1 protein-coding gene is annotated in these 1,495 nt (G+C 40.1%); it reads right to left on the bottom strand.

The genetic code is table 11. The features are described from left to right. Positions 1–382 precede the first annotated feature (382 nt). Positions 383–1,414, bottom strand: a complete 1,032-nt coding sequence (locus CWC30_RS12770) for an IS110 family RNA-guided transposase (RefSeq protein WP_138627275.1) — start codon at positions 1,412–1,414, stop codon at positions 383–385. Between the last annotated feature and the right edge of the window lie 81 nt (positions 1,415–1,495).

The raw sequence follows: 1,495 nt of genomic DNA, 5'->3' as shown, positions 1-1,495 counted from the left end.
CCATTAACCTTTAACCTTTTACCTTAAACCTTTAACCTTTAACCTTTAAATAATATAAAAAAAGAGCATTGCTGCTCCTTTTTAAATTTTAATTAGGCCTAGGTCATTAAACACAAAAACGCGGGGTAAACCCGCTTATATGGACTCCTCCGATTGCACAAGCCTTTTTTACATTAAGCTGATGTGATTGCGTACTTATATACGGACTCTAATGAGGCGCTACCTCGGTCACTTTGATGTTTTCGCGCCCTTGTGCCTTATCTGCTACACGGTATCTTCGTACACTAGCGGGTTTTCAGGCTATCAAGGGTAGGTCTCACCACTTAATGCTCTATCTTGGCTTGTTCAATTCTTCTGCTTACTGATTTTTTATTCTTTTACTTTAGGCTGTCAGTGCTGTTGGCTCATAATTCGTTCCTTTTTTAAGTAAGGCATAAGCTGTTCTCATTGTTTTGTTTGCTAATGCAATCGCCGCGCACTTAACCCCTTTTCTTATCAGCAGGCTTTTTATCCATCGTTCTTTTTCAGTCGAGGCCTCTCTGTTTTTTAATTTACTCACTATCGAGCGAGCGCCTAAAAATAGATTTCGCCTTAATGCTCCACCTCGTCTTTTAGGTATACAGCCTATCTTTGCTTTACCGCCTGTCGAATGCTGTAGCGGTGTCACTCCTGCACACGCCGCAGCACTCCTTCCATTGCTAAACTGTGTTGTGTCACCTAAAAAAGACAAAAGCTCGATAGCAGTGATTGGGCCGACTCCTTCGAGTGCCATTAAGCGTTGACAGCCATCATTTTGTTTTACAATACGCTCGATTTGTTTTTGTAACTCTACTTTGTTGTCACACTGCTGTTGATAAAGAGCGTAAGTCAGCGCAAGCGCATGCTTTAGTTCTAATGGCAGCGTGTTTTCTGCATCTTCTAAAATATCGGGTATGGCTGCTTTAAATGCGGCCTCACTTTGGTTAATGACAATACCAAACTCAAGGAGTAACCCACGTATTTGGTTTGATAATTGAATCTTTTGTTTATCCGCTAGCGCCCGAACCTTACTAAGAGATTGCAATGCTTGCTCTTCGATAGAGAGAATTTTACAGGTGCGAACATTAGGGACTTTACTAGCAATGGCTATCGCAATAGCATCGTTTGCATCTGTTTTTTGACCTTGTCTAAATGCTTTAACAAATAACGGGTCAAGCAACATAACTTTATGACCAAAAGATTGCGCAGTGCGTGCAAAATATTGAGCGCTTGCGCATGCTTCCATAGCAACAACGGATGGTTTAGCTTTAACTAATAACTCAAGTAATGCTTTGCGGCTAGCTTGTTTATTAGATTTAAGTTTACTGCCTTGAAACTGCGCAACTTGGAAAATATTTTTTGCTAAATCAATAGCAATTAAATTAGACTGTGCCATGTATGGACTCCCACGGCAAGATCATTATAAATTGAACTTATAGAATATGTAGTGATCAGATCAAGGCATAATAATCACCTT

This window comes from Pseudoalteromonas sp. S4741 (assembly GCF_005886135.1).
Taxonomy (GTDB): Bacteria; Pseudomonadota; Gammaproteobacteria; order Enterobacterales; family Alteromonadaceae; genus Pseudoalteromonas; species Pseudoalteromonas tetraodonis.
This window is presented reverse-complemented; position numbering and strand designations above follow the sequence as displayed.